This is a genomic window from Clostridium hydrogeniformans DSM 21757 (assembly GCF_000686705.1).
GTDB classification, from domain to species: domain Bacteria; phylum Bacillota; class Clostridia; order Clostridiales; family Clostridiaceae; genus Clostridium_Z; species Clostridium_Z hydrogeniformans.
The window spans coordinates 177,503-193,368 of the sequence record NZ_KK366006.1 but is presented as its reverse complement, the minus strand read 5'-3'; the positions used below and the strand labels follow the sequence as shown (position 1 = coordinate 193,368).

Sequence of the window (15,866 nt, the reverse complement as noted above, 5' to 3'; positions counted from 1 at the left end):
TTAACAGGAAATACTGATAGCGTAAGAATCTTTGATACGGTAACAATAAGAGCATTAAGTGGAACCACAGATAGCATAAAAATCACAGATACAATAGCAACAAGACCGTTAGCAGGAAATACTGATAGCGTAAGAATCTTTGATACTGTGACTATAAGAGCCTTAAGTGGAACTACAGATAGCATAAAGATAGCAGATACAGTAGCAACAAGGCTATTAACAGGAAGTTCAGATAGCGTAAGAATATTTGATACAGTAACAATAAGAGCACTAAGTGGAGCAACAGATAGCGTAAGAATATCCGATACAGTAGCAACTAGAGCCTTAAGTGCAGTAACCGATAGTATAACTTTAGGTTCTAGAACCTTTGCAACAGATAATGCCTTAATAGTTAGTGGAACGCCAACTCAAGGGAATGTTTTATTAAAAGATAACAGTGATAAAATAGAATATTCCTATTATATATACAATACTGGAGGAGCAGCTGTAACTGTATCCTTACAAATAAGTCCAACAACAGCAGATGCTTATTTTATGAATGATAGTTCAACAGCTTTAATTCCATCGGGACATGCTGTATTGGTTCCAAAATATTCACTTCAATATTCAAGATTAGCATTTAATGCAGCAGTAAGCAGTAGCGTACATGTTTATTATAATGCTAAGGTTTAAGGATTAATCTTAGGGGACATGAGTTTTATACTTATGTCCTTATTAGTAAAGATTTTTGTTTTAATTTAAGAGGTTATAAGAATATAAAGATTTTAAGATAACAATGTATAAGATATTTTTGATTATTAAATTTAAATTAATTTTAAGAACTTATTCTAGAGCAAGTATTGGTAGAGAGGAAATTATTTTATAAAAATATTAATATCTAACTTGGGACTTTAAAACACAGTTATATGATCAGAATGATTAAAAGCATACTTATAATATTAAAAATAAAGAATTATAAAAAGATATAAGAATAAGGAGAGAATAAAAAATGGATAGATTCAAAACCTTGAGCTTATGTATGATTGTTAAAAATGAAGAAAATCATTTATATAGATGTTTAAATAGTGTGAAAGATCTGGTAGATGAAATTATAATAGTTGATACAGGCTCTACAGATAAGACTATAGAAATTGCAAAGAAATTTGGAGCTATAATATATCATTACAAATGGGATAATAGCTTTTCAAATGCTAGGAATTTTTCCTTATCTAAAGCCTCAAAAGAATGGATATTACTTATGGATGCAGATGACGAATTTTCAAGTAATCATAAGGAAAAATTTATAGAATTACTAAATGAGGAAAAGTTCCATGTGTATTTTTTTAAGACTTTAAGCTATACAGGAAATGGGGAAGGGGATACCATAACAAATTTAAACCCAAGACTTTTAATTAATAATGGAGAATATAAGTTTTTTGGAGATATACATGAACAGCTAAATCATATAAGTGGAGATTGGAATAGTTTCAATCATTGCATAAGAGATATAAATATATATCATTATGGATATTTAACTAAGGTTATAGAAGAAAAGAACAAAAGAAAGAGAAATATAGAAATCATACTAAATGAGCTTTCAAAAGATCCAGAGAGTGAGTTTCATATATTTAATTTGGCCACTGAATATTTTGCTAATGGGGAGATAGATAAGGCTTTGTACTATTATGATAGAGTATATAAAAATATAGATGTATCAAAGGGGTATTCCCCTAAGACAATAATAAGGAAAATGTACTGTTTATGCTATTTAAAAAGGTACGATGAAGCACTGAATACCATAGAGGATGGTCTTAAAATATATCCTAATTATACAGACTTAGAGTTTGAGAGGGGAAATATTTATTTAATATTAAAAAAGTATACTTTAGCAATTGAAAGTTATAAGAGAGCATTAGAACTTGGGGAACCACCAAGTAATTTAGAATTTTTTAAGGGGTGTGGTACATTTAAGCCAGCAATAGAACTAGGAAAGTTATATGAAATGTTTAGGGATTATAAAAAAGCACTTTCATATTATTTACAAGCCTTTAAATTTAATCAGGATAATTATTTATTATTATATAATATTGGAGCAATGATAAATAAGTCCAAAGAAAATAAGGAAGAAGTTCCTAGAGTTTTATCTTCTTATTTTAATCTAGAAAACAGCAGTAGCTCTGCATTACTTGGTAAAATCTTAATAAAAGAAAAGTTATATGATAGTGGAGAAGAATATATAGATAGAGCAGAAAAGTTAGGACTTCAAGGGAGTATTTTATATTTACTAAAGGGACAGCTAAATTTTTATAGAAAAAAATATGATAATGCATTGGAATATCTAAATAAAATTAATGAGAAGGATGATGAATTTAAAGAAGGAATAAAATATATATCTTTAATATATTTAATTAAAGGAGTTAAAATTAATGAGGATATATTAGAAAATATAAAAAACAAAGATGGAGTTCTTTTCAGCGGAATAAAGCAAATAGAAGAAGTTTTGAATGGAGGAAGCGAGAATTATATATTAGAGAATAAAATGGATGAAGCTCTTGAAATACTTATAAATTTATATAGAGATATCTTAAGAACAGGAGAATTTGAAATTTTAGAGAGGGCATTTTATGCACTAAATTATATAGAAAGAGATAGTGTACTATATGCTCTAGGAAAACTATATTATAGCGAAGGAATAAACGCTATGGCATTAAAAGAGTTCATAAGATCCATAAGAGAGTTAAACTATTGTAATGAGGATATGATAAGAATTATGTTCCAATGTATATAGTTTTATTTTTAATTATACTTTTATCTAGATGGGAAAATAAAATTAAAGGAGGAGATGTTTTCTTCCTTTAGTACATAGCTATTAGTAAATTAGTAATAATCTAAATTATTCTTTTGCCTAATTAAATACAAAAAGACAAATTTAAAGTTTAAGGGTTAAAGTAGAAAAATTTAATTTAGAGTTTAGTAACTTTAAATTAAATAGTTATTGTAGGAAAATATTTTACTTAGATATTTATAAATAAGGTTAAAATGAATGATGAGTTTATTTGTATAAGTTGGAATTATTTTTGGGTGAAAAAGTTTAAATTAAAAAATTGTTTTTATTAATCTAAGATTTAAATAGGTAAATATTTAGTTAAAATATTGTAATAATATTATTATTATAATATTTGATAAAAGCTCAATTTATAAGGCTTCATTAAGAAAGAAGATTTATTAAATTATTATTAAATTAGATATAGAAATAAAAAAATATTAAAATTTTAGTTGAAACATAATAAGTAAGTGAATATAATGTATATGAGGAATTTAAAATTAAATAAATTAAGATTAAAGGATTTAGTAAGGTTTATCTTTTGTCTTAAGTAGTACTAAGCGCCAGAACTTAAATAAGACTTCCAAAGAGTCTTGGATAGCCATTATCCATAAATTTAAGTTGACGAGGATGGGGAGTATCGAAACTTTCGGCGGATGCCCCACGGTAAATCACTACCGTTAACCATTGAGAAACCCTAGAAGTGATTTTAGGAACAGACTCAATGTGGTGTTAAAACCTTTCTTTTAAAATTTCCAAATTATTTTAAATCAAAATACAAGGGGTAACCATATCTATATCAGAGTTTTATAGAATAGGTTAAGTCCTGAGTTCAATTGTATAAATTTTTATAAATAAAAAATTAGACAATTATAAGAATCTATTTTTAAAGATCAATTTAGTAAGAGGTAATTTGTAGAATAAAGTTACAGTATCTATAGTTATGTAGATATGTTTAATTTGTATTTATAAGTTTATCTTAAATTAAATTTGGTTTTATTAATAATAGATAAATATGGAAAGTTATATAATTTTTAGAAAAAATTAATTCTAAAGGTTTATTTCTTATGCCAAAATTACATGAAGATGAGATATTAAGAGATTTATTTTAAGATTATATATAAAATTTTTTATAATTCTTAGATAAATTATTCTAGGTTTTATCTAGCATGGAAAGTTGTTATTAAGAAGTTTAAGGTAAAGCTAAAGAGGCCTAATATTTAGAGAAAAAATAAAAATATAAATTAAATAAAAGAAAGGGAGAAGAAATTATGTGCGGAATAGTAGGATTTTTAGGAAAAAGAAATGCGTCAGAGGTATTAGTAGAGGGGCTTTCAAAGCTTGAGTATAGAGGATATGACTCAGCAGGAGTTGCTATATTAAACCATGGAGATATAAATGTTAAAAAATGTAAGGGTAGACTTAGAAATTTAGAAGAAAAATTAAATGTTGAACCTTTAGAGGGGAATCTAGGAATTGGACATACTAGATGGGCAACTCATGGAGAACCATCAGATGTTAATTCACATCCACACTGCAATGGAAATGAAACAGTTAGTGTGGTTCACAATGGGATAATAGAAAATTATTTAAGCATCAAAGAATGGCTTACTTCTAAGGGATATGAGTTTTTATCAGATACAGATACAGAGGTAATACCAAATCTTGTGGATTATTACTATGAAGGAGATCTTATAGATGCAGTAATAAAAGCTACAAGAAAGATGGAAGGTAGTTATGCTATAGGAGTTATATCTGAAAAAGAACCAGATAAGATAGTAGCTGTTAGAAAGGATAGTCCTTTAATAGTTGGAGTTGGAGAAGATGAATATTTTATAGCTTCAGATATACCAGCAGTATTAAATCACACAAGAAATGTTTATCTTTTAGAGGATAAAGAGTTTGTTATAATGACAAGACAAGGGATTAAGCTTGTAAATGAAGAAAAAGAAGAAATAAAGAAAGAGATATACAAGGTAACTTGGAATGCAGACGCTGCTGAAAAAGGTGGATTTGAAGATTTTACAATAAAAGAAATCCATGAACAACCAAAGGCAGTTAAAGATACTATGACTTCAAGAATAGTAGAGGGAGAGAAGATAAAGCTAGATAAAATAAGCTTAACTAAAGAGCACTTAGATAATATAGACAAGGTTTATATAGTGGCTTGTGGAACTGCTTATCATGCGGGAGTAGTTGGAAAATATGTTATAGAAAAGTTAGCAGGAATACCAGTAGAGATAGATGTGGCTTCAGAGTTTAGATATAGGGAACCTCTTATGAATGATAGAACACTTCTTATAGTTGTAAGTCAGTCAGGAGAGACTGCAGATACTTTAGCTGTTCTTAGAGATGGAAAGAAGAAGGGATGTAGAGTTCTTGCTGTTACTAATGTAGTTGGTAGCTCAGTTTCAAGAGAAGCTCATGATGTATTATATACTTGGGCTGGACCAGAAATCGCTGTTGCATCTACTAAGGCTTATGTAACTCAGCTTATAGCTATGTATACTTTAGCACTACACCTTGCATCTCTTAAGGAGAAGCTTACTGTAGAAGACATAGAAGAAATAAAGAAAGAAATGTTAGAACTTCCAAAGAAGATTGAAAAAGTAATAGAAAATAAAGAAGAAATACAAAAGTTTGCCTCAAAGCACTATATGGAAAGGGATATGTTCTTCCTAGGACGTGGACTTGATTATGCTATAGCAATGGAAGCTTCACTAAAGCTTAAAGAGTTAACTTACATTCACTCAGAAGCTTATCCAGGAGGAGAGCTTAAGCATGGTCCTATAGCTTTAATAGAAAAGGGAACTGTAGTTATAAGTTCTTTAACTCAAACAGCTTTAAGAGACAAGATGGTAAGTAATATACAAGAGGTGGCAACAAGAGGTGCAAGGGTTATGGCTATTGCTTATGAAGGAGATACTGAAGTAGAAAAGAGTGTGGAAGCTGTAATATACATTCCAAGAACTCTTGATCTATTAGCTCCAGTACTTGCTATAATACCAATGCAGTTACTTGCTTATTACACAGCAGTCCAGAAAGGATTAGATGTGGACAAACCAAGAAATTTAGCAAAATCAGTTACTGTAGAATAAGACCTAAGTGGACAGGCCTAAAATATAATAAATTTATAGGAGGCTATATTATGAACGATAAATTAATGAAGTTATTAGAAGAATATAAAGAAACAGAAAGAAGCATAGAATTAGTTTTAGATTATGTTGAGGACAAAAACTATGGAAAAGGAAAACTTGAAATAGTTAAAATGGTAATAGCTGATCTTGAAAAATTAGCGTAAAGCCAAAACTAGTCTTCACATATTTAAATAAATATCATTCAAAATATAAATCACCGAAAAAGAGAACAGAAGTCAGCTGTTCTCTTTTTTTATTAATAAGGGAAAGTTAGATTTAATTAATGAAATAATAGCTAATTTAGAAAAGTTGTTAAAAGAAATATAGCATATAAGTCTATATATTGTATAAGAATCTTATTATACCTTGTAACTAAGTAAATAATGAAAAAATAGACTTCTTCATTTCAGAAGTGGCATAGTACTTTAGCGCAACTTAGTATAATGTTTGAAGTAGATTTTGAGATTTAAAAATATAATTATAAACAGATATATACTATTTCATTATTAGTAATAATAAGAAATAAAAATTACTACTGGTTATTAATTTTCAGTAGTAATTTCTAAATACATAACTTATTTATCAATTTACACAAAGTTATCTACATTCCCTATGATTTTGCTACTTCAACTCCTAGTTATTCTAAGTTTACAATTAATCTAAATAAATTTTAAAATCTCTATAATACACGTAGTTACTACGTCTATTATTTATATGACATTATGTTATCTTATTCCAATACTTTGTCTATTCTTTAAAATGTCCTTTTTTTATAGCATCATTTTTTAGAGTTTCTACTTTATCTTCTATTTCTTTTAAGGCTTCCTCATAATTTTTTGATCCAGCTATATTTTTAATATTTTCCTTATTTTTATCTGAAATAACAAAATTATTAATTTCGATAATTTTATCACCATTTATAAGATTCCCATTATCATCGCGTGATATATTCATATGAAAATCAGAGTCATATTTATAGCCTGGATTAAGCTTTAATGGAACAAAAGATGAAGAACTGCCACCAGTGTTATATACAACTTCTACAACGTAATACTTTTTTTTTTCAACTGTATTTTGATCTTTATCAATGCTTGTGTGAGCTTGATCTGAATTTTCATTCATACTTATATTTGTATTGTTACTGTCACTAGGAGTTTTTTCTTTTTTATTATCCCAAAAGTTATATGAATAAACTCCTAAGGAGATAAAAAGTGTAGTACTGAAAATAACAACTATTGCTTTTTGGATTTTCATAAATATACCCTCCTCTACTATTAGCTTTCTATAAGTACTTGTTTTGTAATGTTGTATTCTTTTATACTTAAAATTGTACTAATTAATATGATATCCAAAAATTCAAGGCATAAAACTATTTTTAGTAACAATAAAGTACTGCTAGTTCTAAAATAGCAAATAGCAAATATAGAATTCCAAAATACTAATAGTGATAAATAGACTAAATAATGTTTTTGAAAGAATGTATGCCCAAAAATCCATTGTATGGCTAATGATTTTTTATTCATTTCCAAATAATACATAGATGAAAAGAATAATAAAACTGCGGCCAATATGATGAATAATCCACAGTAAGTTGTATATAATTGTAGTAATTCTTTATTATTTGCTATCTTCAATTCTACATTAGAATAAGCTACAGAAACAGGTTCCCAATCAGTATCAAAGTTGTATTTTTTTAGAGTGTTTTGTGTTGCACCAAATGGATTTATATTTTCACTATTTTTAGTATAGTATCCATACCCCATAGAAATACTCACTGCTAAAACTTGAGGATCAAATTGGCTATTTACTACTACAGCAATTGGATCGATTATTTCAAATTTGTTATCACTTGCCATATTAGTTGAAAATGTAAAATAAGATTGGTCATTTTTAACTAATATTATATTTACATTTAGAGGAATAGATTGATTTGTAGTATATATATCATTATAATCTTTTGCTATAGTTGTTTTGATGTCATTTTCATACTGTTGAAACTTCACAGGTAAAATTACAGTTATTTCATTAGACTTAGTGTTATCTGGAACTTTCACCGGTTTATCATCCATTCCAATAATCGGATTAACAGATAAATAATTTTTATTTATTTCGACTTTTCTTCCATCCATTCCCCAAGGATTTTTATTTAAAGAACGGGTAAAATTATCTAGATAGTAACTAGAAGGAGAGATGAAAAAACTTCCTTGAGATTCTAATTCTTCATACATTAGTTTAAATCGTCGTTTTTCTTCGTCATTTTGAATCATCGATAATCCTTGCTGAGAATTTGAAACTATTCCTAAATAAGAATAATCTTTTAATATAGACCATTTTTCCTGTTTATCAGCAGTACCTTTAAGTGTAAAAAAAGTGCTTATTCCTTGTTGTAATCCTAAGACAAGGAAAACAGCTAATATAAGACGAATAATAATATTTGTACAAAACAATAATTTTATAGGTTTTTTATTTTTAATCATTTGAGAAATATTTATGGTTTTAGTTCCTAACCATGTAACAATAAAAATTATTAATATAGCTAAAGTTAATGGAATAATATTTTTTAAGCAAAAATATAGAAAAGGTAGTAATTGTTGAAAGTCATTATAAAAATATAAATATATAAGTAGCCCTAATACTCCAGCAAATAATGAGCTTATAAAAAGTTTTATATATTTTTTAAATAAATAAGCTCCAATCTGCCAGAAGTTATATCCTAACAAATATCTTACTGATATTTCTTTATAATTACTAATTGCATCATATAACATTGCAAGAGCTATTAATAAACATAATATTACGGATGCTTTGTACATCATATCCTGATAAGGATATTTAGCAAATTCAGTATGAGCTTCATCTTTTGAAATTTCAACAGTGAATCCATATTCTGAAGCTATTTTTTTAAACTTTTCTGCATTTTCTGATCCATTTACGGTATAGGTTCCTTTGATATCTCTTGAGTTTTCAGCAGCAATAATTGGACGAATTTCTATTGGATCAAAATTGTGAAAAATTTCTAGTTGCCCTACTTGATGATTATTATTGCTTTCTATTGTGGAGAGAAAGTCCTCTTTGTCGCTATTAATATTTAGAAATTTACCTGTCTTTAACTTTAAATTTTTAAAGTATTTATCATTTTCAAAAAAAGATACATAATATACTATTTTTCCTTTATTATCTATATCATTTTCATAAGATACTCGTTGAAGATTTACCTTTATTTGCATCGTCATATCTTCTAATAAACGAAAGTTTTCTGATTTACTTTTTTGAGGATTTCCGCTTTCAATAGCAATATTCCATTTTTCACCTATCACATTATTGTTAAAAGATTGAAATTGTATATATTCAAATTGTTTTATAGATAAAAAATTTATAACTATTAAAGTAGTCGTGAACAGAAGAAAAATTAATTTTTTCATAATTATTCCTCCATTATAATTCTATTGTTCTTGAAAAGAATTTAATTAAGTTTTTGTCATGAGTAACCATAATAATCGTTTTCTTTTGCTTGTGCAACTTTTGAAATAAATCTACAATAATATCACGATTCTCAATATCTAATGATCCAGTCGGTTCATCTGCTAAAATTAAAGATGGATCTTTAAGCAATAATCTAGCGATAGCCACACGTTGTTGTTCTCCACCACTCAAAGTATGTATTATTTTATTACCATAATCATTAAGACCTACGTCTTTTAATGCTAAGGCTATAGCATTATATTTCTGTTTTCTATTTATTTTTTTATGTTTAAGGGCAATCTCTAAATTTTCATTTACTGATGCATTATCAATTAAAGCATAGTTTTGAAAAATAAAACCTAAATGATCTCTTAATAAAAGCCTTTTCGATTTTCTTCCAAGTGCTTCTTTACCCATTATTTTTATAATACCTGAATCAACTTTTTCTAGTGTGCCAATTATATTCAGAAGAGTAGTTTTACCTTGACCACTTTTTCCAACTATACCAATAAACTCTCCTTGTTGTACTTCTAAATTGAAATCTTTAAAAATAATTTTATTATTAAATGATTTACATAAATCTATTATTTCTACCATATATTTATCACCTTCTTAAAAATAAAAAGGGATTTATAAAAATAATTAAATCCCTTTTTGATAACTATTTAGAATATAGTATGACGATTATACGTCACTGCATATGGTCCAGTAACTTCTAAGTTTAACCTTGACCAATATCCAGCTGATGCAGTTGGTCCATAATACGTATACCCATTTTTGGTTATTGAACCATAATGCTTAAGACTACTATGATAATAATGATTATACCATTCTATTGGATTTTTAGAATGATCGATTCCGTAATCCCATGAATCATAAGCATGTACTGCTACTGGAGCAATAGTAGTCACCATTAATCCTATTGCTAAAGCGATTGTAGCTATTTTCTTTTTCATCCTCTTTCCCCCCTTTTTCTTTAATAATTGTAGTGCGAAATCTTTTACAACAATATTTCATTCCTTAATACATGGAAAAAATTATATTAATTGTAATGATTTTGCACTACAATTACTTATTATACCATTTATTTTAGTCTAGTCAATTACTTATATTGAAAATATTTCAAAATAAGATATAAAAGTTAATTTATAAGATTTTTTCGTGGATTTGTTACATTTTTTAACTATTAATAATAATATTTATTAATAGAATTATGAGATTATCTTGCAAAAAAATTATATAGAAATAATCTAAATAACTATTCTGATTATTATTAAATTATTAATTTACTTAGACTTAAAAAAAATTAGAGGACTTTGGAAAAGGATGCTATAAAAGTGAAGAAAAAATCACGGATGAATCAAATGTTACATTTATAAAAATGATTTTAAAAAGTGGACATGAATCCGTATTAGAACATGAGAAAATAAGTGTAAGAATGATCTGTGATAGAGGAGTAACACATGAAATTGTAAGAAATAGAATGGCAAGTTACAGTCAAGAAAGTACTAGGTATTGTAATTATTCAAAAGATAAGTTTGGATCAGAACTTACATTTATAGAGCCTTGCTTTTGGAATGAAGAGAAGGATAAGTTAAAAAGAGAACTTTGGATAACTCAAATATTAGAAATAGAGACAGCTTATATGAAATTATTAGAGTTAGGAGCAAGTCCTCAAGAGGCTAGAGCTATCTTACCAAATTCATTAAAAACTGAAATTATCGTTAGTATGAATATTAGGGAATGGAGACATTTCTTTAAGCTTAGAACAAGTGAGAAATCACATCCCCAGATGAGAGAAATAGCTATAATGATTTTGAATGAATTTAAAATTAGATATGGAATATTATTTAATGATATAGTTAATAAATAATTTTTAAAAATATTAATATCTTAAAAGTATAATAATAAAACTTTTTCAAAAAAATAGGCTGAGATTAGGTTAGTTTTGAATTTTTATTATGTTTAGATTTTTAATTGGCTTTATAATTATCTAAAAGTTATTACATCAAATTTTTGAGGTAATAACTTTTATTTTTGTATTTTAAATATCACCTGATATGTGGGGAGTTCTAAAAACTTTCAGCTATGAGTAGAAAATAAATGCACGAAAAAATCATATACATAGGATTAGCAAGAACGAACTCTAAAAAAGGCACATTTTGTGTAGTAACTATAGAAAAAGTGATTCAATATATCTATGGAATCAAAGTGACTTAATATATTTAAATAAGCTCCATGAAATGGTATAATTATATATATATTACAAAAAATACTTTAATTTAGTAGTGACAATGCAACTTATAAAAGCTATAAAAAAATTCGACAAATTAGGAATTCAATGAATTCGGAAGGGTATATAATAGATGGATAAAGTGACAAAGTTAATAATACTAAGGGGTAATTCAGGAAGTGGTAAGACTACAACGGGTAGGGCATTACAAAAGAAGTTTGGGCATGGTACAATGCTAATTTCACAAGATGTGGTTAGGAGAGAAATGCTATTTGTGAAAGATGGACCTAATACGGAAGCCAGTGAATTACTAAATGAACTTGCATTATACGGAAAAAAGCATTGCAATATTATAATTTTAGAAGGTATTTTAAATTCAAATTGGTATAAAAAATTATTTGAAGATTTATTTCATGAATTTAACAATCAAATTTTTGCATATTACTTTGATATACCTTTTGAAGAAACATTAAATCGGCATAAACAAAAACCTAATGCTCATGAATTTGGAGAAAAAGAAATGAAAACATGGTGGAATGAAAAAGATTTACTAAATATCATTCCTGAGGTATGTCTACATAAAGAATTAACTTTAAATGAAATAGTAGATATGATTTATCAGGATGTTATAAAGTAAAGAATAAACTCTAAATTTAAGATTGAATAATGTAACTAGTAACTTATGGGGAGAGTATGTTAACTATAAAGTTAGCAGAACTAGACTACGCTCAGACAATAACTAATATAAAAAAGGGGGTAAAGGCTATGGAATATAATATTATACATTTGCCAAAAGAAAAATGGAAGGGAACTATAATTCCAATAAAGTATACAACAGACAAATATTATGATGTTATAGTAAATAAAACAGACAAGGGATTTGATATTAAGATAGAAAAAAAAGATTTTAAAGAGCCAGTAACTCACACACCAGAAGAATATAATTTCCCAGATAAGTTATATGAAGATCAGTGGGAGAATGCTTATGCTTGGGGAGTATTAGTTAATGATGAATTGGTTGCTGCAATTGAAACTAACCAAGAGTTATGGTCTAATCGTTTAAGAATTACAGAACTTTGGGTAGCAGAGAAATATCAAAAACAAGGAGTAGGTCATGGGTTAATTGAAATGTCAAAGGAACAAGCAAGAAGAGAAGGTCGTCGAGCTATTATATTAGAAACACAATCTTGTAATGTTAATGCAATAGATTTTTATCAACATGAAGGCTTTAGCTTAATTGGTATGGATACTTGTTGTTACAAGAATAATGATCTACAAAGAAAAGAAGTAAGATTAGAATTTGGATGGTTCTTAGAAGAAAATAGTGGTGTAGATTTAAAAGAAGATTGCATGTAAATTATATAAAAATCATCATTCTTTAATAAGGAGTAAAAATGAAAAAGATATTATTACTGGCTAAAAAAACATATCCTTATATAAAGCCCTATATGTTTGAAAATGTTATTAATTTTATATGTTCTCAAATATCAATGATTTTAACACTATGCATTCCTTTGGCAATTAAATACTTAATAGATGATATTATATCAGAAAATAACTGGAGAAAAGTTCCCTACTTTGTAATTATAATGATATTAATTTATGTAGTTAATCAAATAGCAAATATTATATCTGGATATGTATATGCGAAGTTTTCTGAAACAATTTACTCTGATGCTAGAAATTCATTATTTCAAAAACTTATAAAAAAAGATATGAGATTTATTGATAAAACTAGTGAGGGGGATATCATATCAAGGCTTATGAATGATTCAGGGTATTTACATACTATGTTGTCATATATAATAAGTCAATTTTTAGTCGATGGATTTAAAATTATTGCTGTATTTGTAATCTTATTTTCAATGAATTATATATTTGCATTTATTGCATTATTAACTGTTCCAGTATTTTTGTGGTTAAATAAAAAGTATGGAGAAAAGTTAAAAGACCAAGCTACAATTTCACGTAAGTACAATACTGAATTAACAAACTTTTATATAAATTCATTTAAAAATATAAAATTAATTAAGAATTTTAATAATGAAGAATTTGAGTGCCAAAAAAGTGAAGAAATTAATAAAAAAATGAAGGAAATACAAATCAGTACCGAATTTACAGGGTATTTTATGCATAGTATGATGCAGATTTGTACTAATATTAATCAATTAATAATTTTATGTGCAGGTACTTATGCTATTTATTATGGAAAGTTAACAGTAGGTGGTCTTATAGCCTTTAATTCTTATTTATCACACATATATAGTCCTTTTTTAAATATTACAAATACATATTCAGTTCTTAACAGAACTATTGTATGTGTTGAACGTTTTTTTGAATACAATAATGAAGACAACTTAGAAGATTTTAAGAGTAGAGAAAAACATAATATAAATGAAGGTAAGATAGGATTTAGCAATGTAGATTTTTCATATAAAGATGAATTGATATTAAAAAATGCGAGTTTTATTATTAACAGCAAGGATAAGGTGTTGTTAAGTGGAAAAAGTGGTAATGGAAAATCAACAATTTTTTCTATATTAAAAAGATTCTATCCCATTAATTCTGGACTAATTTTTGTAGATGATAAGAATATAAATACTATGAACTTGAAAGATTTAAGAGAACAGATACTTTATATTTCACAGGATAATATGTTTTTTGAGGGAAGTATTCGAGAGAATTTCAAAAGAATTAATGATGATTTATCAGATGAAGAAATATGTCAAGCGTTGTATAAGGCAAAAATTGATAAAGCAATTAAAAAATCAGAATATGAAGGACTGGATACAATATTATTTAAAAATGCAAATAAGTTTTCTGTAGGTCAAAAGCAAAGGTTAAATTTAGCAAAGCTATTTGTTCAAAATCAAAAAATAGTTATATTAGATGAACCCTTTACTGGAATAGACAAGCTAACAGTAGATACTATTTGGGAGAATATGAAAAGCTTTTTAGAGAACAGAACTGTAATTTTTGTAGATCATAATTTTGAAGATAAATCATATTTTAATAGAATACTAAAGTTGGAAAGTGGAACTATTGAGTCTTTAGAATAAAATCAGTTTTTTAAAGAAAGTAACCTATATTATTTAATAAGATAATATAAATATAGCAATAAAATATAAAGGAGAGTTTATTATGGATTGGTTAATTAGGTTTATAAAAAGATTATTATTATATTGCTTAATTAGCATAGGAATATCTTTTATTACAATATCTATATGTTTTATTACAGGTAATGATTATAAGAGTATCTTAAAGATTGTTGCAATAGTATTGGTTATAATATCAGCACTTGGTATTTTAGGAACCTTTATAGGTTCTAAGGATATGGCATATATACAAAATAGGGGAATGTATCAGTCTAATGTAGATGGGGTTATAGAGGATGGAAGTAGGACAAAGTCAGCAATATATAGGGGAATAAAGCTACTTTTTATGGCATTGATTATATATTTTATTTCTTTAATAAATATATAGAGGGATAGAGCAATGAATAAAGAGGGAAGAGAGTTTATTACAAGCTTCCAAATTCAAAACTTGAAATTGGGTTAGGGTCTGGTATTCACTTAACCTCAGATGTAGAAAACTTTGAGTTAAATGGATTTAAGCCAGATATAGTATCCTATAGTAAAGATAGTTTAGAGGAGATTAAAAAATTAATAAAATTTTATAATCTTAACAAATAAGATAGCTTAATAAACTTAAATGGAACTTAAAGTTAGAAATGGAATATTGTTTAATGATATAGTCAGCAAATAGTTTTTTTATATTAATATCTTAAAAGTATAATAATCAAACTCTTTCCAAAGTAATAGGATGAGAGTGGAGGCAATTAAAAATTTTCTTATGATTAAATTTTTAATTTGTTTTATAATTATCTAAGGGGCTGTTGCATTTTGCGACAGCCCCTTAGATAATTATAGAATTTAAACTATATTGGACTAGTTATTTTAATATATAGATCCCTTAAAAGTGTATATATTTACAGCATTGGCTACTAGTTTAAAGTTAATTTTTAAAAATAGAGTATTATTCATAGTAGTGAAAAGCATGTAAGAAGCTAAAAATATATAAGAATAAGAGGGATAAATAATTAAGATTTTCTTAAGATAAATGATAGATTTAATTAAATCTATCATTTATCTTAAGAAAATACAAAAATCTACATAATTAGAAATTGTTTGAGAAATACTTTTGTGTTAATATATGTTAATGGTGAGGGGGG

12 protein-coding genes and 1 pseudogene are annotated in these 15,866 nt (G+C 26.8%); 9 read left to right on the top strand and 4 right to left on the bottom strand.

Going from position 1 to position 15,866, the window contains the following annotated elements; genetic code table 11:
• The 4 genes from BR69_RS21925 to BR69_RS21920 form a co-directional block, all read left to right on the top strand.
• Nucleotides 1–672: DUF6385 domain-containing protein (locus tag BR69_RS21925; RefSeq protein ID WP_027634708.1), on the top strand; the 672-nt coding region annotated here is incomplete at its 5' end.
• A gap of 316 nt (nucleotides 673–988) precedes the next feature.
• Nucleotides 989–2,767: a tetratricopeptide repeat-containing glycosyltransferase family 2 protein gene (locus BR69_RS21330; RefSeq protein WP_051623711.1), complete on the top strand. Its 1,779-nt coding sequence runs from the start codon at nucleotides 989–991 to the stop codon at nucleotides 2,765–2,767.
• 1,307 nt (nucleotides 2,768–4,074) lie between these two features.
• Entirely contained in the window at nucleotides 4,075–5,901 is a 1,827-nt protein-coding gene (gene glmS / locus BR69_RS0119555) for a glutamine--fructose-6-phosphate transaminase (isomerizing) (RefSeq protein WP_027634707.1), read from the top strand.
• Between the two features lie 50 nt (nucleotides 5,902–5,951).
• The gene (locus BR69_RS21920; protein ID WP_160169971.1) at nucleotides 5,952–6,104 is read left to right on the top strand and encodes a hypothetical protein; all 153 of its coding nucleotides are present in this window, start codon (nucleotides 5,952–5,954) and stop codon (nucleotides 6,102–6,104) included.
• A 583-nt stretch (nucleotides 6,105–6,687) separates the two neighbouring features.
• Here BR69_RS21920 and BR69_RS0119545 read toward each other — a convergent pair.
• The 4 genes from BR69_RS0119545 to BR69_RS0119530 form a co-directional block, all read right to left on the bottom strand.
• Nucleotides 6,688–7,194 carry a hypothetical protein gene (locus tag BR69_RS0119545; protein WP_027634706.1) on the bottom strand — a complete coding sequence of 169 codons (507 nt, stop codon included), beginning with the start codon at nucleotides 7,192–7,194 and terminating at the stop codon, nucleotides 6,688–6,690.
• A 20-nt stretch (nucleotides 7,195–7,214) separates the two neighbouring features.
• A complete protein-coding gene (locus tag BR69_RS0119540; protein ID WP_027634705.1) occupies nucleotides 7,215–9,362 on the bottom strand; it encodes an FtsX-like permease family protein in 2,148 nt (715 codons plus the stop codon).
• A 13-nt stretch (nucleotides 9,363–9,375) separates the two neighbouring features.
• Nucleotides 9,376–9,999 carry an ABC transporter ATP-binding protein gene (locus BR69_RS0119535; protein ID WP_027634704.1) on the bottom strand — a complete coding sequence of 208 codons (624 nt, stop codon included), beginning with the start codon at nucleotides 9,997–9,999 and terminating at the stop codon, nucleotides 9,376–9,378.
• Nucleotides 10,000–10,067: 68 nt separating this feature from the next.
• Nucleotides 10,068–10,358 carry a hypothetical protein gene (locus tag BR69_RS0119530; protein WP_027634703.1) on the bottom strand — a complete coding sequence of 97 codons (291 nt, stop codon included), beginning with the start codon at nucleotides 10,356–10,358 and terminating at the stop codon, nucleotides 10,068–10,070.
• A gap of 374 nt (nucleotides 10,359–10,732) precedes the next feature.
• On the opposite strand from BR69_RS0119530, the pseudogene thyX reads away from it, so the two are divergent.
• The 5 genes and pseudogenes from thyX to BR69_RS0119505 all read left to right on the top strand — a co-directional run.
• Nucleotides 10,733–11,275: pseudogene (gene thyX, locus BR69_RS20955) on the top strand (FAD-dependent thymidylate synthase); the annotation flags it as partial.
• Between the two features lie 493 nt (nucleotides 11,276–11,768).
• The gene (locus tag BR69_RS0119520; protein ID WP_034850163.1) at nucleotides 11,769–12,272 is read left to right on the top strand and encodes a kinase; all 504 of its coding nucleotides are present in this window, start codon (nucleotides 11,769–11,771) and stop codon (nucleotides 12,270–12,272) included.
• Nucleotides 12,273–12,328: 56 nt separating this feature from the next.
• Complete coding sequence (locus BR69_RS21325; protein WP_242840726.1) at nucleotides 12,329–12,991, top strand: GNAT family N-acetyltransferase; 663 nt, start codon at nucleotides 12,329–12,331, stop codon at nucleotides 12,989–12,991.
• Nucleotides 12,992–13,029: 38 nt separating this feature from the next.
• Nucleotides 13,030–14,694, top strand: coding sequence for an ABC transporter ATP-binding protein (locus BR69_RS0119510; protein WP_027634701.1), 1,665 nt, complete (start codon nucleotides 13,030–13,032; stop codon nucleotides 14,692–14,694).
• A gap of 82 nt (nucleotides 14,695–14,776) precedes the next feature.
• Nucleotides 14,777–15,118 (top strand): hypothetical protein, encoded by a 342-nt coding sequence (locus BR69_RS0119505; protein WP_027634700.1) that lies wholly within the window; start codon nucleotides 14,777–14,779, stop codon nucleotides 15,116–15,118.
• Nucleotides 15,119–15,866 lie beyond the last annotated feature (748 nt).

Excerpts from the sequence above, each read along its gene's own strand:
- BR69_RS21330 (WP_051623711.1), top strand. The coding sequence starts at position 989 with ATGGATAGATTCAAAACCTTGAGCTTATGTATGATTGTTAAAAATGAA.
- glmS (WP_027634707.1), top strand. The coding sequence starts at position 4,075 with ATGTGCGGAATAGTAGGATTTTTAGGAAAAAGAAATGCGTCAGAGGTA.
- BR69_RS21920 (WP_160169971.1), top strand. The coding sequence starts at position 5,952 with ATGAACGATAAATTAATGAAGTTATTAGAAGAATATAAAGAAACAGAA.
- BR69_RS0119545 (WP_027634706.1), bottom strand. The coding sequence starts at position 7,194 with ATGAAAATCCAAAAAGCAATAGTTGTTATTTTCAGTACTACACTTTTT.
- BR69_RS0119540 (WP_027634705.1), bottom strand. The coding sequence starts at position 9,362 with ATGAAAAAATTAATTTTTCTTCTGTTCACGACTACTTTAATAGTTATA.
- BR69_RS0119535 (WP_027634704.1), bottom strand. The coding sequence starts at position 9,999 with ATGGTAGAAATAATAGATTTATGTAAATCATTTAATAATAAAATTATT.
- BR69_RS0119530 (WP_027634703.1), bottom strand. The coding sequence starts at position 10,358 with ATGAAAAAGAAAATAGCTACAATCGCTTTAGCAATAGGATTAATGGTG.
- BR69_RS0119520 (WP_034850163.1), top strand. The coding sequence starts at position 11,769 with ATGGATAAAGTGACAAAGTTAATAATACTAAGGGGTAATTCAGGAAGT.
- BR69_RS21325 (WP_242840726.1), top strand. The coding sequence starts at position 12,329 with ATGTTAACTATAAAGTTAGCAGAACTAGACTACGCTCAGACAATAACT.
- BR69_RS0119510 (WP_027634701.1), top strand. The coding sequence starts at position 13,030 with ATGAAAAAGATATTATTACTGGCTAAAAAAACATATCCTTATATAAAG.
- BR69_RS0119505 (WP_027634700.1), top strand. The coding sequence starts at position 14,777 with ATGGATTGGTTAATTAGGTTTATAAAAAGATTATTATTATATTGCTTA.